The 21090-nt window shown below is 71.4% G+C and carries 15 protein-coding genes and 2 pseudogenes; all 17 read right to left on the minus strand.

What is annotated here, in order from left to right; genetic code table 11:
- The coding region (locus MCM47_RS35855) for a thiamine pyrophosphate-dependent enzyme (protein ID WP_238951207.1) at positions 1-351 on the minus strand (351 nt) is incomplete at its 3' end.
- Between the two features lie 131 nt (positions 352-482).
- A pseudogene (locus MCM47_RS35860) lies at positions 483-2453 on the minus strand (2-oxoacid:acceptor oxidoreductase subunit alpha); the annotation flags it as partial.
- A gap of 368 nt (positions 2454-2821) precedes the next feature.
- Positions 2822-3484: a response regulator transcription factor gene (locus MCM47_RS35865; protein WP_238949835.1), complete on the minus strand. Its 663-nt coding sequence runs from the start codon at positions 3482-3484 to the stop codon at positions 2822-2824.
- Positions 3485-3760: 276 nt separating this feature from the next.
- Positions 3761-4771 carry a polyprenyl synthetase family protein gene (locus MCM47_RS35870; protein WP_238949836.1) on the minus strand — a complete coding sequence of 337 codons (1011 nt, stop codon included), beginning with the start codon at positions 4769-4771 and terminating at the stop codon, positions 3761-3763.
- 323 nt (positions 4772-5094) lie between these two features.
- Positions 5095-6732 (minus strand): NADH-quinone oxidoreductase subunit NuoN, encoded by a 1638-nt coding sequence (nuoN, locus tag MCM47_RS35875; protein ID WP_238949837.1) that lies wholly within the window; start codon positions 6730-6732, stop codon positions 5095-5097.
- Complete coding sequence (locus MCM47_RS35880; protein WP_238949839.1) at positions 6729-8366, minus strand: NADH-quinone oxidoreductase subunit M; 1638 nt, start codon at positions 8364-8366, stop codon at positions 6729-6731. Before MCM47_RS35880 ends, nuoN begins: the two co-directional genes overlap by 4 nt.
- A 34-nt stretch (positions 8367-8400) precedes the next feature.
- Positions 8401-10314, minus strand: coding sequence for an NADH-quinone oxidoreductase subunit L (nuoL, locus tag MCM47_RS35885; RefSeq protein ID WP_238951208.1), 1914 nt, complete (start codon positions 10312-10314; stop codon positions 8401-8403).
- Between the two features lie 14 nt (positions 10315-10328).
- Complete coding sequence (gene nuoK, locus MCM47_RS35890; protein ID WP_238951209.1) at positions 10329-10628, minus strand: NADH-quinone oxidoreductase subunit NuoK; 300 nt, start codon at positions 10626-10628, stop codon at positions 10329-10331.
- Positions 10625-11578: an NADH-quinone oxidoreductase subunit J gene (locus MCM47_RS35895; RefSeq protein WP_374209266.1), complete on the minus strand. Its 954-nt coding sequence runs from the start codon at positions 11576-11578 to the stop codon at positions 10625-10627. The genes nuoK and MCM47_RS35895 overlap by 4 nt, the downstream gene beginning before the upstream one ends.
- A complete protein-coding gene (gene nuoI / locus MCM47_RS35900; protein ID WP_238951210.1) occupies positions 11575-12186 on the minus strand; it encodes an NADH-quinone oxidoreductase subunit NuoI in 612 nt (203 codons plus the stop codon). Before nuoI ends, MCM47_RS35895 begins: the two co-directional genes overlap by 4 nt.
- Positions 12187-12191: 5 nt before the next feature.
- The gene (gene nuoH / locus MCM47_RS35905) at positions 12192-13520 is read right to left on the minus strand and encodes an NADH-quinone oxidoreductase subunit NuoH (RefSeq protein WP_238951211.1); all 1329 of its coding nucleotides are present in this window, start codon (positions 13518-13520) and stop codon (positions 12192-12194) included.
- Positions 13521-13819: 299 nt separating this feature from the next.
- Positions 13820-16285 (minus strand): annotated as a pseudogene (locus MCM47_RS35910) (NADH-quinone oxidoreductase subunit G); the annotation flags it as partial.
- Positions 16282-17643, minus strand: coding sequence for an NADH-quinone oxidoreductase subunit NuoF (gene nuoF / locus MCM47_RS35915; RefSeq protein ID WP_238951212.1), 1362 nt, complete (start codon positions 17641-17643; stop codon positions 16282-16284). The gene nuoF and the pseudogene MCM47_RS35910, both read right to left, overlap by 4 nt.
- Complete coding sequence (gene nuoE / locus MCM47_RS35920; protein ID WP_238951251.1) at positions 17643-18398, minus strand: NADH-quinone oxidoreductase subunit NuoE; 756 nt, start codon at positions 18396-18398, stop codon at positions 17643-17645. The genes nuoF and nuoE overlap by 1 nt, the downstream gene beginning before the upstream one ends.
- Before the next feature lie 17 nt (positions 18399-18415).
- Positions 18416-19762: an NADH-quinone oxidoreductase subunit D gene (locus MCM47_RS35925; protein ID WP_238951213.1), complete on the minus strand. Its 1347-nt coding sequence runs from the start codon at positions 19760-19762 to the stop codon at positions 18416-18418.
- On the minus strand, positions 19762-20475 hold the full coding sequence (locus MCM47_RS35930; protein ID WP_238951214.1) for an NADH-quinone oxidoreductase subunit C: 714 nt from the start codon (positions 20473-20475) through the stop codon (positions 19762-19764). The genes MCM47_RS35925 and MCM47_RS35930 overlap by 1 nt, the downstream gene beginning before the upstream one ends.
- Positions 20472-21026: an NADH-quinone oxidoreductase subunit B family protein gene (locus MCM47_RS35935; RefSeq protein ID WP_238951215.1), complete on the minus strand. Its 555-nt coding sequence runs from the start codon at positions 21024-21026 to the stop codon at positions 20472-20474. The genes MCM47_RS35930 and MCM47_RS35935 overlap by 4 nt, the downstream gene beginning before the upstream one ends.
- Between the last annotated feature and the right edge of the window lie 64 nt (positions 21027-21090).

The following is a 21090-nucleotide window of genomic DNA, read 5'->3' on the forward strand; positions in this document are numbered from 1 at the left end:
CCCGCCGATGGACAGTGCGTCGCCGTCGCCCGTCACCACCCAGACACTGAGGTCCTGCCGCGAGGAGGCCAGACCGGTGGCGATGGCCGGCGCGCGCCCGTGGATCGAGTGCACCCCGTAGGTGTTCATGTAGTAGGGGAACCGGGACGAGCAGCCGATCCCGGAGACGAAGACGGTGTTCTCCCGCTTGATCCCCAGCTCCGGCATGAACGCCTGCACCGCCGCCAGGATCGCGTAGTCACCGCAGCCCGGGCACCAGCGCACTTCCTGGTCGGTCTTGAAGTCCTTGGCGCTCTGCGGCGCTTCTGCCTTCGGTACCAGCTTCAGCGAGGGGAACTGCTGCTCGCTCATCGGTTGTCCTCCTCGCTCGCCGAACCGGCGGTCGTGTCGACGCTCGCACCGGCCGGCGGTCCAGCCTGCGCGGCAGGCGGAGCGGCCGGCGGACCGGCGGGCGGACCGGCGGGCGAACCGCCCTCCGAACCGATCGCCGCCCACAGCACGTCGGCCAACTGCGCTGCCTTGAAGGGAAGTCCGCGCACCTGGTTGTAGGACTGCGCATCCACCAGGTACCTGGCCCGCAGCAGCAGCGCCAGCTGCCCGAGGTTCATCTCGGGAACGATGACCTTCTCGTAACTCCTCAGCACCGTACCGAGGTTGGCCGGGAACGGGTTGATGTTCCGCAGGTGGGCCTGGGCGATGCGGCCGCCGTCCGCCCGGACCCGCCGCACGGCCGCGGTGATCGGGCCGTAGGTCGAACCCCAGCCGAGGACCAGCACCCGCGCCTCGCCGTCCGGGTCGTCGACCTCCACCGGCCGGACGGCGATTCCGTCGACCTTGGCCTGCCGGGTGCGGACCATGAAGTCGTGGTTGGCGGGGTCGTAGGAGATGTTGCCGGTGCCGTCCTGCTTCTCGATGCCACCGATCCGGTGCTCCAGACCGGGCGTGCCGGGCACCGCCCACGGGCGGGCCAGGGTCTGCGGATCGCGCAGGTAGGGCCAGAACGAGCCGTCCTCGCGGTTCGGGCCGGTCGCGAAGCCCGGGGTGATCTCGGGAAGTTCCTCGACCTCCGGGATCCGCCAGGGCTCGGAGCCGTTGGCCAGGTAGCCATCGGAGAGCAGGAAGACCGGGGTGCGGTAGGTCACCGCGATCCGGGCCGCCTCCAGCGCCGCGTCGAAGCACTCGGCCGGGGTGGCCGGGGCGACGATCGGCACCGGCGCCTCGCCGTTGCGGCCGAACATCGCCTGCAGCAGGTCCGCCTGCTCGGTCTTGGTCGGCAGTCCGGTGGACGGGCCGCCGCGCTGGATGTCGACCACCAGCAGCGGCAGTTCGAGCGACACGGCCAGACCGATGGTCTCGCTCTTGAGCGCCACGCCCGGGCCGGAGGTGGTGGTGACGCCGAGCGCGCCGCCGAAGGCGGCGCCGAGGGCCGCCCCGATGCCGGCGATCTCGTCCTCGGCCTGGAAGGTGCGGACGCCGAAGTTCTTGTGCTTGCTGAGCTCGTGCAGGATGTCCGAGGCCGGAGTGATCGGGTAGGAGCCCAGGTAGAGCGGCAGCCCGGCGCGCTGCGCGGCGGCGATCAGACCGTATGAGAGGGCCAGGTTGCCGGAGATGTTGCGGTAGCGTCCGGCCGGGAGCTTGGCCGGCGGCACCTCGTAGGAGACCGCGAACGACTCGGTGGTCTCGCCGAAGTTCCAGCCCGCCCGGAAGGCGCTGATGTTGGCCTCGGCGATCTGCGGCTTCTTGGCGAACTTGCTGCGCAGGAAGGACTCGGTGCCGTGGGTGGGCCGGTGGTACATCCAGGAGAGCAGGCCCAGCGCGAACATGTTCTTCGCCCGTTCGGCGTCCTTGCGTGTGAGCCCGCTGTCCTTGAGCGCCTCCAGCGTCAGCGTGGTCAGGGGCACCTTGTGCAGGTGGTACGCCTCCAGCGAGCCGTCGGCCAGCGGGTCCGCAGGGTAGCCGACCTTGGACAGCGCGCGCTTGGTGAACTCGTCGGTGTTGACGATGATCTCTGCGCCGCGTGGCAGGTCCGGCAGGTTGGCCTTGAGGGCGGCAGGGTTCATCGCCACCAGGACGTTGGGCGCGTCCCCCGGGGTCAGGATGTCGTGGTCCGCGAAGTGCAGCTGGAAGGACGAGACACCAGGCAGCGTGCCGGCGGGGGCCCGGATCTCGGCCGGGAAGTTGGGCAGGGTGGAGAGGTCGTTGCCGAAGGACGCCGTCTCCGAGGTGAAGCGATCGCCGGTGAGCTGCATGCCGTCGCCGGAGTCCCCGGCGAACCGGATGATCACCCGGTCGAGTCTGCGGATCGGCTTGGCGCGCCTAGGCTGCGGACTGCCCGGCACGGCGGGGCCGGATCGGCCGCCACCGGGCCCGGGGCGGCCCTCGGCGCCCGGGCCGTCCACTGCTTCTGACTGATCGACCTGACTGGTCACTGCCGCGGACCTCCTCGTGGGCACCAGCCGCGGGCGTGAGCCGTGTGCCCCGTCCGCCTGGTGCACCTCTCGCATCCTATGCGGGTGAGGATTGCCTGGGACGGAACTAACCGATGCGGCAGGAAGCTGCCGATGTCGCTGCCGCTGTATCCAGGTACAACGCCTGCGGCATGCGCTCCCATACCGGGCCCGCGAACGCTTGTTCGGGTGCGCACCGAATTCGGCGGCCGCCCGGGTGACGGGGCTGCCGGCGGCCGCCCGGGCGGGTCGCGGACGGGTCGCGGACGGGTGTGCGGGCGGTCGCCTGGGCGGGTCGCGGGTAAGTGCCGACGGCCGCCCGGGCTCCTGGAGGGGCGGCCGCCCGGGCCGGCGGACGGGTGACCGCGGGGCGGTCAGGAGTTCAGGTAGGTGAGCACGGCCAGCACCCGGCGGTGGTCCTCCGGGCTCTGGGCCAGGCCCAGCTTGAGGAAGATGTTGCTGACGTGCTTCTCCACGGCGCCGTCCGACACCACCAGCTGCTTGGCCACCGCGGTGTTCGTCCGGCCCTCGGCCATCAGCCCCAGCACCTCGCGCTCGCGCGGGGTCAGCCCGGCCAGTACGTCGCTCTTGCGGCTGCGGCTGAGCAGCTGCTGGACCACCTCCGGGTCCAGCGCGGTGCCGCCCTCGGCGACCCGGACCACCGCGTCCACGAACTCGCGGACCTCGGCGACGCGGTCCTTCAGCAGGTAGCCGACGCCCCGGGTGGAGCCGGCCAGCAGCTCGGAGGCGTACCTCTCCTCCACGTACTGCGACAGCACCAGCACGCCCAGCTCCGGGTAGAGGCCGCGCAGCGTGACGCAGGCGCGCACGCCCTCGTCGGTGTGGGTCGGGGGCATCCGGACGTCGGCGACCACGACGTCCGGCAGCGTGCCGGCCGTGGCCAGGTCGTGGACGGCCTTGAGCAGGGCCTCGCCGTCGCCGACGCCCGCCACGACCTCCAGGCCCCGGTCGGTGAGCAGCCGGGTGAGGCCCTCCCGGAGCAGTACGGAGTCCTCGGCGATGACGACGCGAAGCATGGTGGCCTTCCGGGTTGGCGCGGCTGCGGGCTGGACTGACGGAGCCAGTCTTCCCTACTCGCGACAGCGCCGGGCGGCGAATCCCATCGGCGGCCCGGGGTCCGGACGGCCCGCAACCGCACCGGGCGCGGCACCGGGCACCGGGGGCCGGGGGCCGGGGTGGGACCGGGGCCGGGGTGGGACCGGGGCCGGCGTGCGGGCCGGGGCCGGCGTGCCGGGCCGGGGCCGGCGTGCGGGCCGGGCGGGCCACTTCGTCGGGCCGCTCCCCCCGGGCGGTCACATCGTGCGGATGGCCACCGCGTCGCAGAGGCCCTGGAGCGCCTCCTTGGCCGGGCCCTCGGGCAGCGGGTCGAGGAGCGCGCGGGCCTCCTCGGCGTGCCGCAGGGTCTCCCGGCGGGCGAGCTCCAGCGCGGGGTGGCGGCGCAGCAGCCGCAGCGCCTCCGCGTGCAGCTCGTCGTCGTCGAGGGAGCCGGCGACCAGCTCGCGCAGCCGCACGTCGGCCGGGTCCGACTCGTCCACCGGCAGCTGCTGGAGCAGCAGGGTGGGCAGGGTCGGGATGCCCTCGCGCAGGTCGGTGCCGGGAGTCTTGCCGGACTCGTGGCCGTCGCTGGCGATGTCGAGCACGTCGTCGGCCAGCTGGAAGGCGATGCCGATCCGCTCGCCGTAGGCGCTGAGGATGTCGACCACCCACGGCTCGGCACCGGCCAGGAGTGCTCCTATCCGGCAGGAGACGGCGATCAGGGAGCCGGTCTTGCCGGCCAGCACGTCGAGGTAGTGGCGCAGCGGGTCGTCGTCCGGCCCGGGGCCGGCGGTCTCCAGGATCTGGCCGGTGACCAGCCGCTCGAAGGCGTCGGCCTGGAGCCGGACGGCGTCGGGGCCGAGGTCGGCGAGCACCTGGGAGGCACGGGAGAAGAGGAAGTCGCCGGTGAGGATGGCGACCGAGTTGTCCCAGCGCGAGTTGGCGCTGGGGGCGCCGCGGCGCACCGGGGCCTCGTCCATGACGTCGTCGTGGTAGAGGGTCGCCAGGTGGGTCAGCTCGACCACCACGGCGGCCGGGACCACGCCCGGGGCGTTGGCGTCGCCGAACTGGGCGGAGAGCAGCACCAGCAGCGGGCGGAAGCGCTTGCCGCCGGCCTCCATCAGGTGGCTGGCGGTGAGGGTGATGAACGGGACGTCGCTCTTCACGGCCTCGGTGAGCGCGTTCTCCACCGCGTCCATCCCGTACTGGACGTCGCGGGTCAGATCGCGGTCCTGCACGCTGAGCCCAAAGGGTCCCACGACGGTCACGAAGACCACTCCTCTGTCCCTGGTCGATCTAGCGGCCTGGTCCCTGAGTGCCGCCGCTGGCCATACAGGCAGGGTATCCGGTCGCGAGTGGATCACTGCACGGGCGTGCGGGTCCTGTCATGGTCGGGCTGTATCGGCTGGTCAGGCGCGATGCCGGGGCGACTCGTCCGGGCCGCGCGGATAAAGCGCGGCCCGGACGGAAGGGGCCTCCCGGCGGGCCCCCTCCGAGCCTTCCGGCGGGGGACCTGACGGACCCGCGGACACGCTCCGAACGGGACCCGGACAGACCCCTGACGGGTCTGCGACCGACTCCGGACGAGGCCTCAGCGGACGAAGAGCGACGCCTTCGACGCGAGGTCCAGGAAGTACTGCGGCAGCAGTCCGAGTCCGAGGGTGACCAGGACGCCCATGCCGATCGCGGTGGCGGTGAAGGCGCTCGGGATGACCACCGTCGGCCCGCCGGGCTGCGGGTCGGAGAAGAACATCAGCACGATGACCCGGATGTAGAAGAACGCCGCCACCGCCGAGCTGAGCACGCCCACGATCACCAGCGGGGTCGCGCCGCCTGCCGCCGCGGCCTGGAAGACCGCGAACTTCCCGGTGAAGCCCGAGGTCAGCGGGATGCCCGCGAAGGCCAGCAGGAACAGCGCGAAGACCCCGGCGACGAGCGGGGAGCGCCGGCCCAGCCCGGCCCAGCTGGACAGGTGGGTGGCCTCGCCCTTGGAGTCCCGGACCAGGGTGACCACGGCGAAGGCGCCCAGCGTCACGAAGGAGTACGCCAGCAGGTAGAACAGCACCGAGCCGAGGCCCTGCTTGTTGGTGGCGATCACGCCGGTCAGGATGAACCCGGCGTGCGCGATCGAGGAGTAGGCGAGCAGCCGCTTCACGTCCTGCTGGGTGACGGCGAGGATCGCGCCGACCACCATGGTCAGGATCGCCACGCCCCACATCACCGGCCGCCAGTCCAGCCGGAGGCCGGGGAAGGCGACGTAGAACAACCGCAGCAGGGCGCCGAAGGCGGCCACCTTGGTCGCGGCCGCCATGAAGCCGGTGACCGGCGTCGGCGCTCCCTGGTAGACGTCCGGGGTCCAGGAGTGGAACGGCACCGCGCCGACCTTGAAGAGCAGTCCGACCGCGAGCATCGCCAGGCCGATCAGCAGCAGTGCGTCGTTCTGGGTGGTGGAGAGCAGCGCGGGGGTGGCGAGCGCCTTGCCGGAGATCACGTCGGAGATGTCGCCGAGCCGCACGCTTCCCGCGTACCCGTAGAGCATGGCGGTGCCGAACAGGAAGAACGCCGAGGCGAAGGCGCCCAGCAGGAAGTACTTGACCGCCGCCTCCTGGGAGAGCAGCCGGCGGCGCCGGGCCAGCGCGCAGAGCAGGTAGAGCGGGAGGGAGAGGACCTCCAGCGCCACGAACATGGTCAGCAGGTCGTTGGCGGCGGGGAAGAGCAGCATGCCGCCGACCGCGAACATGGTGAGCGGGAAGACCTCGCTGGTGGTGCGGCCGGCCCGGACCGCCGCGCGCTCCTGCTCGCCGCCGGGGGTGGCGGCGGCCTGCGCGGCGAAGGCGTCGGCCGGTTCGCCGCCGGCCTTCGGCTCCAGTCGCCGCTCTGCGTAGGTCAGCACGGCGACCACGGCGACCAGCAGGATCACGCCCTGGAGGAAGAGCGCGGGGCCGTCCAGCGCGACCGCGCCCATCGCCAACAGGTCCACCTTGGTCGACCCGTAGCCCTGGGCCGCGAGCACCACCACGGCGGTGAAGGCACCGACCAGGCCGATCAGCGCCAGCCAGACCTGCGCCCAGTGCCGGTGCCGGCGGGGCAGGAAGGCCTCCAGCAGGATGCCGGCGACGGCGGCGCCGAACACCACCAGCATCGGGGAGAGCTGGCCGTACTCGACATGCGGCGCCGGGATGCTCGGGCTGTTGCCGCCCGCGGCGGCGAGCCATCCGGTGGTGCTCACTTGTGCTCACCTCCTGAGGGGGCTGCTCCGGGGTGGCCGGCGACCGGGTGGGCCGGGGCCGGGTCGGTCTGGTGGACCTGCGTCAGCGTCGCGTCCACCGCCGGGTTGACGATGTCGGTCAGCGGCTTCGGGTAGACACCGAGCAGGATGGTCAGGGCCACCAACGGGGCGACGACGGCGAGTTCGCGTGCCTTGAGGTCGGGCATGGCGCTCACCTCGGCCTTGACCGGACCGGTCATCGTGCGCTGGTAGAGCAGCAGCGCGTAGAGCGCGGCGAGCACGATGCCGAAGGTGGCGACGATGCCGATCGCCGGGTACCGGGTGAAGGTGCCCACCAGCACCAGGAACTCGCTGACGAACGGGGCGAGGCCGGGCAGCGAGAGGGTGGCCAGGCCGCCGATCAGGAACGTCCCGGCGAGCACCGGGGCGACCTTCTGCACGCCGCCGTAGTCGGCGATCAGGCGCGAGCCGCGGCGGGAGATCAGGAAGCCCGCGACCAGCATCCACGCGGCGGTGGAGATGCCGTGGTTGACCATGTAGAGGGTGGCGCCGCTCTGGCCCTGGCTGGTCATCGCGAAGATGCCCATGATGATGAAGCCGAAGTGCGAGATGGAGGCGTACGCCACCAGCCGCTTGATGTCCTTCTGCCCGACCGCCAGCAGTGCGCCGTAGACGATCCCGATCAGTGAGAGGACCAGGATCGCCGGGGCGAAGGTCTTCGAGGCGTCCGGGAAGAGACCGAGGCAGAAGCGGAGCATCGCGAAGGTGCCGACCTTGTCCACCACCGCGGTGATCAGGACGGCCGTCCCGGCGGTGGCCTCGCCCATCGCGTTCGGCAGCCAGGTGTGCAGCGGCCAGAGCGGGGCCTTCACCGCGAAGGCGAAGAAGAAGCCGAGGAACAGGGCCTTCTCCGCGGTGCCGCTGAGCACCAGCTTCCCGTCGGCGATCGCCGAGGTGAGCGTCGGCAGGTCGAAGGTGCCGAAGCCCTGGTCCTGCGCGATCACGTAGAAGCCGACCACGGCGGCCAGCATGACCAGACCGCCGAGCAGGTTGTAGAGGAGGAACTTCACGGCCGCGTAGGAGCGCTGGCGCGCCGACTCCGGGCCCCCGGCCCGGTCCCCGAAGCCGCCGATCAGGAAGTACATCGGGATCAGCATGGCTTCGAAGAACACGTAGAAGACGAAGAGGTCGGTGGCGTAGAAGGAGACGATCACCATCGCCTCCACTGCCAGGATCAGTGCGAAGAAGCCCTGGGTCCGCCGCCGGTTCTCGAACGACCCGTCGGGCGACTCCTGGCCGGGCGGGTCGGCGTCGTGCCAGGAGGCCAGCATCACGATCGGGACCAGGACGGCGGTGAGCAGCGCCAGCACGGTGCCGATGCCGTCCACGCCGAGCGAGAAGCTGATGCCGAACGAGCGGATCCAGCTGTAGGACTCCGTCAGCTGGTAGCGCGCGCCGGCCGGGTCGAACCGGCCCGCCACCGTGGCCGCCAGGGCCAGGGTGACGGCCGAGGTCGCGAGCGCGACGGCCTTGGTGGTCCGCCGCCGGGCCGCGGTGGACCCGGCGGGCAGCGCCGCGGTGAGCACCGCGCCCGCGGCCGGGACGGCGCAGGTCACGGTCAACAGGTGACTCATCGCCGCACCCCCGGAGATGAACTGGGCCTATTCATCAGACGGACCTCATCAGGAGAGTCGTGGCGACCAGCACCAGCGTGCCGCCGAACATGGAGAGCGCGTACGAACGGACGTAGCCGTTCTGGATCCGGCGCAGCCGGCTGGAGATTCCGCCGATGGCTGCGGCCAGGCCGTTGACGATGCCGTCCAGGCCGCGGCTGTCGAAGTAGACCAGTGCCGCGGCCAGCGCCGAACCGGGGCGGACCAGGACGGCGTGGTTGAAGTCGTCCTGGAGCAGGTCACGACGGGCGGCCCGGGTGAACGGCGAGCCGACCGGCGGCACCACGGGGACGGCCGAGCGCCCGTACATCAGGTACGAGATCGCGACGCCGATCAGCATGCAGACCGTGGCCAGCACCGAGACCGTCAACGGGGTCAGCGGGGAGTTGCCCTCCTGGTGCCCGGTGACCGGCTCCAGCCAGTTGACGAAGGAGTTGTTCAGGACGAACAGGCCGCCCGCGAAGACCGAGCCGAAGGCCAGCAGGATCATCGGGGTGGTCATGGTCTTCGGCGACTCGTGCGGGTGCGGGTCGTGGCCGTCGGCGTCCGGCTGCCAGCGCTTCTCACCGAAGAACGTCAGGATCATCACCCGGGTCATGTAGAACGCGGTGATGGCGGCGCCGAGCAAGGTGCAGAGCCCGAGGATCCAGCCCTCGGTCCCGCCCTTGGCGAAGGCCGCGTCGATGATCTTGTCCTTGGAGAAGAAGCCGGACAGGCCGGGGAAGCCGATGATGGCCAGGTAGCCGAGGCCGAAGGTGATGAAGGTGATCGGCATGTACTTGCGCAGGCCGCCGTAGTGCCGCATGTTCACCTCGTCGTTCATGCCGTGCATGACCGACCCGGCGCCGAGGAACAGCCCGGCCTTGAAGAAGCCGTGCGTCACCAGGTGCATGATCGCGAAGGCGTAGCCGATCGGACCGAGGCCGGCCGCCAGGACCATGTAGCCGATCTGCGACATGGTCGAGCCGGCCAGCGCCTTCTTGATGTCGTCCTTGGCGCAACCGACGATCGCACCGAAGAGCAGCGTGACCGCGCCGACCACCACCACGGCGGTCTGGGCGTCGGGCGCCAGGTTGAAGATGGGGCCGGAGCGGACGATCAGGTAGACGCCGGCGGTCACCATGGTGGCCGCGTGGATCAGGGCCGAGACCGGGGTCGGGCCCTCCATCGCGTCCCCGAGCCAGGACTGCAGCGGCACCTGGGCGGACTTGCCGCAGGCCGCCAGCAGCAGCATCAGCGCGATCGCGGTCAGCTTGCCCTCGGTCGCCCCGCCCGCCATGCCGGTCGAACCCTCCGAGCCGAGCAGCGGCCCGAAGCCGAAGGTGCCGAACTCGGCGAACATCAACATGATCGCGATGGAGAGGCCCATGTCGCCGACCCGGTTGACGATGAACGCCTTCTTGGCGGCCGTCGCGGCGCTCGGCTTGTGCTGCCAGAAGCCGATCAGCAGGTACGAGGCGAGGCCGACGCCCTCCCAACCGAAGTACAGCAGCAGGTAGTTGTTCGCGAGCACCAGCAGCAGCATGGCCGCCAGGAAGAGGTTCAGGTAGGCGAAGAAGCGGCGCCGGCGCTCGTCGTGCGCCATGTAGCCCACCGAGTAGAGGTGGATCAGCGTGCCGACGCCGGTGATCAGCAGGACGAAGGTGATCGAGAGCTGGTCGAGCTGGAACGCGATGTCGGCCTGGAAGCCGTTCACCGGGATCCAGGTGAACAGCCGCTCGGTGACGGCGCGTTCGTCGCCGGGCCGGCCCAGCATGTCGGAGAAGAGCGCGAGGCCGAAGCCGAAGGAGAGCGCGGCCAGCCCGGTGGCCAGCCAGTGGCCGAACCGGTCGAAGGCGCGCCCACCGAGCAGGAGCAGGGCAGCGCCGGCCAGCGGAGCCGCCACCAGCAGCGGAATGAGAGAGTTCACCGAAGGCCCTCCGCCTACAGCTTCATCAGGTTGCTGTCGTCGACCGAAGCGGAGTGCCTGGTCCTGAAGATGGAGACGATGATGGCGAGGCCCACCACGACCTCGGCCGCCGCGACCACCATGGTGAAGAACGCGATGATCTGCCCGTCCAGGTTGCCGTGCAGCCGGGAGAAGGTGACCAGCGCCAGGTTCGCGGCGTTGAGCATCAGCTCCACGCACATGAACAGGACGATCGCGTTGCGCCGGATCAGCACGCCCGAGGCACCGATGGTGAACAACAGGGCTGAGAGATAGAGGTAGTTGACGGGATTCACTCCGCATCCTCCTCGTCCTGGCCGTTCGGCACGGTGTGGTTGTTCGGGGCCACCGGCTCCAGCTCCCTGGGCCCGGGCGCCGCGCCGCCCTCCAACTGCTTGCGCGGGCCGGCCACCGGCGGGCGCTCGGAGTGCGGGCGGCCCAGCCAGTCGGCGGTGGTCTCCTCCAGCTCGGCCATCCGCCGCAGCATCTCCTGGCTGACGTCGCGGACCTGGCCGCGCTCCCGCAGGGTCTCCATCACCGAGCTGTCGGCGACGGTGCCGTCCGGCAGCAGGGCGGGGATGTCCACCGCGTTGTGCCGGGCGTAGACGCCGGGCGCGGGCAGCGGCGAGAGCTGGATGTTGTCCTTGACCCGCTGGGCGGCCAGCTCGCGCTGGGTCTTCGGGGCCTTCACGTGCTCGCGATGGGTCAGCACCATGGCGCCGATCGCGGCCGTGATCAGCAGGGCGCCGGTGACCTCGAAGGCCCAGACGTACTTGGTGAAGATCAGCCGTGCCAGGCCCTGGACGTTGCCCTCGGCGTTGGCCTCGGCCAGGCCGGTGAAGGTGTTCAGCTTGGCGTTGGCGATACCGGCGATCAGCAGCACGCCGAAGCCGAGGCCGCAGAGCACCGCGGCGAACCGCTGGCCCTTCAGCTGCTCCTTCAGCGAGTCGGCGCTGGTAACGCCGACCAGCATCACCACGAAGAGGAAGAGCATCATGATCGCGCCGGTGTAGACGACGATCTGCACCACACCCAGGAAGACCGCGCCCTGGGCCATGTAACAGACCGCCAGGGCGAGCATGGTGGCCGCCAGGCAGAGTGCGCTGTGCACGGCCTTGCGCATCAGCAGCATGCCGAGCGCGCCGCCGACGGCGATCACCGCGAGCACCCAGAACTGCACGGCCTCTCCGGTGGAGGTCGCACCGGTGACGGCCGCCTGGGCTGCGGCCAGGTTCAGCGGGGTCACTGCTGCGCCTCCTTCTCCCGCAGGGTGCGCTCCTGCTGGACCGTGCCGGGCGCGGCCGCGGTGATCTCGCCCCGGTAGTACGCGCCCTCGTCGGCGCCCGGGAAGATCGCGTGCGGGCTGTCGACCATCCCTTCGGAGAGGCCGACCAGCAGTTGCTCCTTGGTGAAGATGAGGTCCCGGCGCGAGGAGTCGGCCAGCTCGTACTCGTTGGTCATGGTGAGCGCGCGGGTCGGGCAGGCCTCGATGCAGAGGCCGCAGAGGATGCAGCGCGCGTAGTTGATCTGGTAGACGGCGCCGTAGCGCTCGCCGGGCGAGTAGCGCTCCTCGTCCCGGTTGTCCGCGCCCTCCACGTAGATCGCATCGGCCGGGCAGGCCCAGGCGCAGAGCTCGCACCCGACGCACTTCTCCAGGCCGTCGGGGTGCCGGTTCAGCTGGTGGCGGCCGTGGAAGCGCGGCGCGGTCGGCTTCTTCTCCTCCGGGTACTGCTCGGTCAACCGCTTCTTGAACATGGCCTTGAAGGTCACGCCGAAACCCGCGGCGGGCCCGAGGATGGAGGGCCTGTCGGTCCGCTCCGGCCGGTCGCCACTGCCGTTCTGGTCGGACGACATCGCGCTCAGCTCCCTTCGGAATGGTCGGCCCCGTTGAGGGCGTCCTGGAGTTGCTTCGGAGCCCGGCTGCGCCGGCGCGGGACCGGCGGGAGCTCCTGGCCGGGCAGCGGGGGCACCGGGTACCCGCCGGCCATCGGGTCGAACTCGGCGGCGGGCGGCTCGGTCGGCTCCTCGGGCTTGCGCCTGAGGAGGTCGCGCAGCAGGGCGAGCAGCAGGATCGCGCCGACCGGGGCGCCGACGTACAGCACCACCTGGCCGAAGTCGTAGCCCTCGTTGCGCAGCGCCCGGACGGTGGCCACCATGACCAGCCAGACCAGCGAGACCGGGATCAGCACCTTCCAGCCCAGCTTCATGAACTGGTCGTAGCGGAGCCGGGGCAGCGTGCCGCGCAGCCAGATGAAGAAGAAGAGCACCACCTGGATCTTGAGGATGATCCAGAGCATCGGCCACCAGCCGTGGTTCGCCCCCTCCCAGAAGGCGGAGATCGGCCAGGGCGCCCGCCAACCGCCCAGGAAGAGCGTCGAGACGACCGCGGAGACGGTGACCATGTTGACGTACTCGGCCAGCATGAACATCGCGAACTTCAGCGAGGAGTACTCGGTGTTGAAGCCGCCGACCAGCTCGCCCTCGGCCTCCGGCAGGTCGAACGGGGCCCGGTTGGTCTCCCCGACCATCGAGACGACGTAGACGATGAACGACACCGGCAGCAGCACCGCGAACCAGGTCGGCTGTTGCGAGGCGACGATCTCCGAGGTGGACATCGAGCCGGAGTAGATGAACACCGCCGCGAAGGACAGGCCCATCGCGATCTCGTAGCTGATCATCTGGGCGGACGAGCGCAGCCCGCCGAGCAGCGGGTAGGTCGAACCGGAGGACCAGCCGGCCAGCACGATGCCGTAGATGCCGACGGAGGCGGTGGCCAGGATGTAGAGCAGCGCCACCGGGAAGTCGGTCAGCTGGAGCGGCGTCCGGGTGCCGAAGATCGACACCTCGTTGTCGGCCGGGCCGAACGGGATCACCGCGATGGCCATGAACGCGGGGATCGCGCAGACGATCGGGGCCAGGATGTAGACCGCCTTGTCGGCGCCCTTGACCACCAGGTCTTCCTTGAGCGCCAGCTTCACGCCGTCCGCGAGGGACTGCAGCAGGCCCCACGGCCCGTGCCGGTTGGGGCCGATGCGCAGCTGCATCCAGGCGACGACCTTGCGCTCCCAGACGATCGCCACCAGGACCGTGCCGACCAGGAAGGCGAAGCAGAAGACCGCCTTGAGCAGCACCAGCCACCAGGGGTCGCGGCCGAAGAAGCCCAGGGTCTCGTACGCGGCGAGGTTCACTGCTCCTCCTCCGGGGTGGTGGCGGACGGGTCGGTGGCAGACGGGTCGGTGGCGCCGGCCGCCTCGGCGGTGGACGCGGTGTCGGCGGCGGGGGCGGTGGCCGCGGCGGCGGGGCGGCCGGGTGGGGCGTCGGGTGCGGGCCGTGCGGTCCCTGCGGTCTCGGGCACGGCGGTCTCGGGCTCGGCGGTCTCGGGCGCGGCGGTGACGGGCGCGGCGGTGACGGGCGCGGCGGTGACGGGCGCGGCGGTGACGGGCGCGGCGGTGACGGGCGCGGCGGTGACGGGCGCGGCGGTGACGGGCGCGGCGACGGCTTCAGGTGCCACGGTGACCAGGTGGCCGACCGTGGTTCCGAGGGTGCGGTGGGCGCCGCCGGGAGTGGAGTTGAGCGGGAGCCAGACCGTGCGGTCCGGGATGTCCTTGGTGATCTCCACCGGGAGGGTCAGCGAGCCGGCCGGACCGGTCACCCGGAGCCCCGCCGTGGGCCCCTCGGCCGCGCCGATCTCCTCGGCCGTGGCCGGCGAGATGCGGGCGACGGCCCGGTGCCGGGTACCCGCCAGGTGCGGGTCGCCCTGCTGGAGCGTGCCGTTGTCCAGCAGCTGGCGCCAGCCGGCGAGCACCGCCTGGCCGGTGGCCGGCCGGGGCAGGAGTCCGGGGTGCGCGGCCGGGTCGGTGGCCCGGTCGCCGGTCCACGGGGCGAAGCGGTCCAGCTCCAGGCGGGCCGACCGGACGTCGGGCAGGCCGAGCCGGTGGCCCATCGCGTCGGCCAGCATGTTCAGCACCCTGACGTCCGGGTGGAGGTGGCGGCCCATCAGCTGGTCCGGCTTGAGCGCGGCCTCGAACATCCGCACCCGGCCCTCCCAGTCCAGGAAGGTGCCGGACTTCTCGGCCACCGCGGCGACCGGCAGCACCACGTCGGCGTGCGCCGTGACCGCGGACGGGCGCAGCTCCAGCGAGACCACGAACGGCACGGCGGCCAGGGCCTCCTCGGCGAGCGCCGGGTCCGGCAGGTCGTCCGGGTCGACACCGCCGACCAGCAGCGCGTCGAGGTCCCCGGAGGCGGCCGCGGCCAGGATCTGGTCAGTGTCGCGGCCCAGCCGCGCCGGGAGCTCGGCCACGCCCCAGGAGGCGGCGGCCTCGGCCCGGGCGGCCGGAGCCGCGACCGGACGGCCGCCCGGCAGCAGCCCCGGGAGCGCTCCGGCCTCGACGGCGCCGCGCTCGCCGGCCCGGCGCGGGATCCAGGCGAGCCGGGCTCCGGTCGCGTGCGCCAGGCGCAGCGCCGTGGTGAGCGCGCCGGGGACCGCGGCCAGCCGCTCGCCGGCCAGGATCACGGCGCCGGGGGTGCGCAGCAACTCGGCGGCGCGGCCGGCGTCGTCGTTCAGCGGTTCGTCGGCGGCCAGGGCGGCCAGCCACTCGGGCTCGGTGCCCGGGGCGGCGGGCAGCAGCGCGCCGCGCAGCTTGGCCAGGCCCCGGGAGCCGAACGCGGCGATCGAGAAGACCTTGAGGCCGCGGGCGCGGGCGGCCTTGCGCAGCCGCAGGAAGACGATCGGCGACTCCTCCTCGGGCTCCAGGCCTGCGAGCAGGACGACCGGCGCGGCCTCGAGGTCCTGGTAGGCGACGCCGGCCCCGTCCAGGTCGACCCCGCGGCCGGCGACGGCGGCGGCCAGGAAGTCGGCCTCCTCTCCGCTGTGCGGGCGGGACCGGAAGTCCACGTCGTTGGTGCCGAGCACCACCCGGGCGAACTTGCCGTAGGCGTAGGCGTCCTCGACGGTGACCCGGCCGCCGGTGAGCACGCCGGTGCGGGAGCCGCGCAGGCCCCCGGCCGCCCGGGCGAGCGCCTCCGGCCAGGAGGCCGTGACGAGCTCACCGGTGCCGGGGTCGCGGACCAGGGGGGTGGTGAGCCGGTCGCGCTGCTGGGCGTAACGGAAGGCGAACCGGCCCTTGTCGCAGTTCCACTCCTCGTTCACCGCCGGGTCCTCCCCCGCCAGCCGGCGCAGCACCTTGCCGCGCCGGTGGTCGGTGCGCTGGGCGCAGCCGGAGGAGCAGTGCTCGCAGACGCTCGGCGAGGAGACCAGGTCGAACGGCCGGGAGCGGAAACGATAAGCCGCAGAGGTGAGCGCGCCCACCGGGCAGATCTGGATGGTGTTGCCGGAGAAGTAGGACTCGAAGTCGTCGCCCTGCCCGGTGCCGACCTGCTGGAGGGCGCCGCGCTCGACCAGGTCGATGAACGGGTCCCCGGCGATCTGCTGGGAGAAACGGGTGCAGCGGGCGCAGAGCACGCAGCGCTCGCGGTCCAGCAGCACCTGGCTGCTGATCGGGACCGGCTTCTCGTAGGTGCGCTTCATCCCCTCGAAGCGGGAGTCGGCGTCGCCGGTGGACATCGCCTGGTTCTGCAGCGGGCACTCGCCGCCCTTGTCGCACACCGGGCAGTCCAGCGGGTGGTTGATCAGCAGCAGCTCCATCACGCCGCGCTGGGCCTTCTCGGCCACCGGCGAGCTCAGCTGGGTGCGCACGACCATGCCCTCGGCGACCGGGATGGTGCAGGAGGCGACCGGCTTGCGCTGACCCTCGATCTCGACGATGCACTGCCGGCAGGCGCCGGCCGGGTCCAGCAGCGGGTGGTCGCAGAAGCGCGGGATCTGGGTGCCGATCTGCTCGGCCGCCCGGATCACCAGCGTCCCCTTGGGGACCTGTACTTCTACGCCGTCGATGGTGAGCGTGACCAGTTCGACCGCCGCCTTGGAGGTGGATGGCTCTGTGATCGTCACGCGTGCACCTCCCTTTCGGTGGCGGACTGGTGGCCGGGGCGGGGGCCGTCGGCCCAGACGGTGGAGGCTGCCGGGTCGAACGGGCAGCGGCGCTCGGCGATGTGCTGCTCGTACTCGGCCCGGAAGTGCTGGAGCGAGGAGACGATCGGGCTGGCCGCGCCGTCGCCGAGGGCGCAGAAGGACTTGCCGTTGATGTTGTCGGCGATGTCGAGCAGCTTCTCCAGGTCGCCGTCGACGCCTTCGCCGGCCTCGATCCGCTTGAGCAGCTGGACCAGCCAGTAGGTGCCCTCGCGGCAGGGCGTGCACTTGCCACAGGACTCGTGGGCGTAGAACTCGGTCCAGCGGGTGACGGCCCGGACCACGCAGGTGGTCTCGTCGAAGATCTGCAGGGCCTTGGTGCCGAGCATCGAGCCGGCCGCGCCGACGCCCTCGTAGTCGAGCGGGACGTCGAGGTGCTCGTCGGTGAACATCGGGGTGGAAGACCCGCCCGGGGTCCAGAACTTGAGCCGGTGGCCGGACCGGATTCCGCCGCTGATGTCCAGCAGCTGGCGCAGTGTGATGCCCAGCGGGGCCTCGTACTGGCCCGGATTGGTGACGTGGCCGGAGAGCGAGTAGAGCGTGAAGCCGGGGGACTTCTCGGTGCCCAGGCTCTTGAACCACTCCTTGCCGCGGGCCAGGATCGCCGGCACCGAGGCGATCGACTCGACGTTGTTGACCACGGTCGGGCAGGCGTAGAGGCCGGCGATGGCCGGGAACGGCGGGCGCAGCCGGGGCTGGCCGCGGCGCCCCTCCAGCGAGTCCAGCAGGGCCGTCTCCTCGCCGCAGATGTAGGCGCCGGCGCCGGCGTGCACGGTGATGTCGAGGTCGACGCCCGAGCCGAGGATGTCGCGGCCCAGCAGCCCGGCCCGGTACGCCTCGGCGACGGCCGCGTGCAGGCGGCGCAGCACCGGGACGACCTCGCCGCGCAGGTAGATGAAGGCGTGGTCGCAGCGGATCGCGTAGGACGCGATGATCATGCCCTCGATCAGCGCGTGCGGGTTGGCGAACAGCAGCGGGATGTCCTTGCAGGTACCGGGCTCGGACTCGTCCGCGTTGACCACCAGGTAGTGCGGCTTGCCGTCGTTCTGCGGGATGAACTGCCACTTCATGCCCGTCGGGAAGCCGGCGCCGCCGCGGCCGCGCAGGCCGGCGTCCTTGACCAGCGCGATCACGTCGTCCGGGGGCATGGCGAGGGCCGCTCGGAGGCCCTCGTAACCGGCGTGGCGGCGGTAGGTGTCGAGCGTCCAGGGACGGGTGTCGTCCCACGGGGCGGAGAGCACGGGGGTGAGCAGCTTCTCGGCCGGCTCGGCGGAGGTCATCACGCTTCGGTCCCTTCGTGGCCGGTTCCGGTGCCGTCGGGGCGGAGTCCCTCGTGGCGGGGGGAGACGACCCTGGTGCCGCCTGTTCCGGGCAGCGCCTCGCCCCGGGCCAGGCGCAGACCGGCCAGCGAGGGCGCGCCGCCGGCACCGGACTCGTCGACGGCGCCCGGGCGCTCGTCGGGGAAGCCGGCCAGGATGCGCGCGGACTCCTTGAAGCTGCAGAGCCGGGCGCCCCGGGTGGGGTGGACCTCCCGGCCCGCCCGCAGGTCGTCGACCAGCCGTTTGGCGCTCTCCGGGGTCTGGTCGTCGAAGAACTCCCAGTTGACCATCACGACGGGGGCGTAGTCGCAGGCCGCGTTGCACTCGATGTGCTCGATCGAGATCTCGCCGTCCTCGGTGGTCTCGTTGTTGCGGATCCCGAGGTGCTGCTGGAGCTCGTCGAAGATCTGGTCGCCGCCGAGCACCGCGCACAGGGTGTTGGTGCAGACCCCCACGTGGTACTTCCCGGCGGGCCGGCGGCGGTACATGGTGTAGAAGGTCGCGACCGCGGTGACCTCGGCGGTGGTGAGGTCCAGCTGCTCGGCGCAGAACCGGATGCCGGACGGGCTGACGAAGCCCTCCTCGGCCTGCACCAGGTGCAGCAGCGGCAGCAGCGCGGACCGGGCCTGCGGGTAGCGGCCGATCAGCTCGGCGGCGTCCGCGGCGAGCCGGGCGCGCACCTCCTCGGGGTACGGCTTGGCCGGCAGCGCCGGCATCCCCAACTGGACGTCTGTCACCGGTCCACGCCTCCCATCACCGGGTCGATCCCGGCCACCGCGACGATCACGTCGGCGACCTGGCCGCCCTCGCACATCGCCGACATCGTCTGCAGATTGGTGAACGACGGATCCCGGAAGTGGACCCGGTAGGGGCGCGTGCCGCCGTCGCTGACCACGTGGACGCCCAGCTCGCCCTTGGACGACTCCACCGCCGCGTAGGCCTGACCGACCGGGACCCGGAAGCCCTCGGTGACCAGCTTGAAGTGGTGGATCAGGGCCTCCATCGAGGTGCCCATGATCTTGCGGATGTGGTCGAGCGAGTTGCCCATGCCGTCGGGGCCGACGGCCAGTTGAGCGGGCCAGGCGATCTTCTTGTCGGCCACCATGACCGGGCCGGGCCGGAGCCGGTCCAGGCACTGCTCGACGATCCGCAGCGACTGGCGCATCTCCTCCAGGCGGATCAGGAAGCGGCCGTAGGAGTCGGCACTGTCCGCGATCGCCACCTCGAAGTCGTAGTCCTCGTACCCGCAGTACGGGTCGGACTTGCGCAGGTCGTGCGGCAGGCCGGTGGCCCGCAGGACCGGGCCGGTGGCGCCCAACGCCACGCAGCCGGGCAGGTCGAGGAAGCCGACGTCTACCAGGCGGGCCTTGAACAGCGGGTTGCTTGCGGCCAGCTTGTCGTACTCGTGCATCCGGGAGCGGAGCGTCCTGACCGTCTCGCGGATCCGGTCGACCGCGCCGGGCGGGAGGTCCTGGGCGAGACCGCCGGGGCGGATGTACGCGTGGTTCATCCGCAGGCCGGTGACCAGCTCGAAGATGTCCAGGATGAGCTCGCGGTCGCGGAAGCCGTAGACCATCAGGGTGGTGGAGCCGATCTCCATCCCGCCGGTGGCCATGCAGACCAGGTGCGAGGAGATCCGGTTGAGCTCCATCATCAGCACCCGGATGACGCTGGCCCGCTCCGGGATGTCGTCCGTGATGCCGAGCAGCTTCTCGACCGCCAGGCAGTAGGCGGCCTCGTTGAACAGCGGAGCGACGTAGTCCATGCGGGTCACGAAGGTGGTGCCCTGGACCCAGTTGCGGAACTCCATGTTCTTCTCGATGCCGGTGTGGAGGTAGCCGATGCCGCAGCGGGCCCCCTTCACCGTCTCGCCGTCGATCTCCAGGATCAGCCGCAGCACGCCGTGGGTGGACGGGTGCTGGGGGCCCATGTTGACGATGATGCGTTCGTCGTCGGCCCGGCCGATGGCCTCGACCACCTCGCCCCAGTCGCCGCCGGTGACCGTGAAGACCCGGCCTTCGGTGGTTTCGCGGGCCTCCGCCTGTTCCGCCGCTGCCTCTTCGAAGTGCTGAGTACTCATCAGCTGTACGACCTCCGCTGGTCGGGCGCCGGGATCTGGGCGCCCTTGTACTCGACGGGGATGCCGCCGAGCGGGTAGTCCTTGCGCTGCGGGTGGCCCACCCAGTCGTCCGGCATCATGATGCGGGTGAGCGCCGGGTGGTCCTCGAAGACCAGGCCGAAGAAGTCGTAGGCCTCGCGCTCGTGCCAGTCGTTCGTCGGATAGACGCTGACGACGGAGGGGATCCTCGGGTCGGCGTCCGGCGCCGTCACCTCCAGCCGGATCAGCCGGCCGTGGGTGATCGAGCGCAGGTGGTAGACCGCGTGCAGCTCGCGCCCCTGGTCGCCCGGGTAGTGCACGCCGCTCACGCCGAGGCAGAGCTCGAAGCGGAGCGCCGGGTCGTCGCGCAGGGTGCGGACGGTCTTCAGCAGGTGCTCGCGAGCGATGTGGAAGGTGAGCTCGGAGCGGTCGACGACGGTCTTCTCGATCACGTCCGCCGGGTCGAGTCCCTGCTCCTCAAGGGCGCCCTCCAGCTCGTCGGCGACCTCGTCGAACCAGCCGCCGTAGGGCCGCGGGCTGGCCGGCGGCAGGACGATCGGGGCGGCGAGACCACCGAAGCCGGAGGTGTCACCGCTGCCCTGGGCACCGAACATGCCCTGGCGCCGGCCGACCACCTCGACGGGGATCTCGCGGTGCGGCTGCTCACGGCGGGTCTCGGGTACCTGGTCGTTCATCGCAGTTGCCCCCGCATCTCGCTCACCGGGGTGGCCTTCAGCGCCAGCGCCTCGCCCAACTCCTCGGCCCGGCGGCGGTTCACGCCGAGGGGCTCGTGCTGGATCTTGTCGTGCAGCTTCAGGATGGCGTCCATCAGCATCTCCGGCCGGGGCGGACAACCGGGCAGGTAGATGTCCACCGGGACGATGTGGTCCACGCCCTGGACGATTGCGTAGTTGTTGAACATCCCGCCCGACGAGGCGCAGACGCCCATCGAGATGACCCACTTCGGGTTGGGCATCTGGTCGTACACCTGGCGCAGCACCGGGGCCATCTTCTGGCTGACCCGGCCCGCCACGATCATCAGATCGGCCTGCCGGGGGGACCCCCGGAAGACCTCCATGCCGAACCGGGCCAGGTCGTAGCGGCCGGCCCCGGTGGTCATCATCTCGATCGCGCAGCAGGCCAGCCCGAAGGTGGCCGGGAAGACGGACGCCTTGCGCACCCAGCCGGCGGCCGTCTCCACGCTGGTGAGCAGAAAGCCGCTCGGCAGCTTCTCCTCGATTCCCATCAGATCCCTCTCAATGCCCTCAAGTCCTGTTTTTGCTACGGCCGTTCGGGCTTGTCCACCCGTT

The organism is Kitasatospora sp. A2-31, assembly GCF_022288725.1.
Taxonomy (GTDB): domain Bacteria; phylum Actinomycetota; class Actinomycetes; order Streptomycetales; family Streptomycetaceae; genus Kitasatospora.